The organism is Pseudomonas sp. MD330_10 (genome assembly GCF_042610415.1).
In the GTDB taxonomy this organism is placed as follows: Bacteria; Pseudomonadota; Gammaproteobacteria; order Pseudomonadales; family Pseudomonadaceae; genus Aquipseudomonas; species Aquipseudomonas rhodesiae.
The window spans coordinates 1-248 of record NZ_JBHGZU010000112.1 but is presented as its reverse complement, the minus strand read 5'-3'; the positions used below and the strand labels follow the sequence as shown (position 1 = coordinate 248).

Here is a 248-nt window from a genome sequence, read left to right as displayed (position 1 = left end):
TGGAGCATCAGCGCAAGACCCCGGCCGACCTGATCATCCTCGACATCGGCCTACCGTACATCAGTGGTTTTGAAACCTGCAAGCAATTGCGCCGCTTCAGCGATGTGCCGGTGATGTTCCTCAGTGCCCGCGACGGTGAGATCGACCGGGTCGTGGGGCTGGAGATCGGCGCTGACGATTACGTGGTCAAGCCGTTCAGCCCAAGGGAAGTGGCGGCGCGGGTCAAGGCGATCCTCAAACGCGTCGGC

1 protein-coding gene is annotated in these 248 nt (G+C 62.1%); it reads left to right on the top strand.

Annotated elements, in window-relative coordinates:
* The coding region (locus ACFZPT_RS26830) for a response regulator (protein ID WP_379559153.1) at window positions 1-248 on the top strand (248 nt) is incomplete at both ends.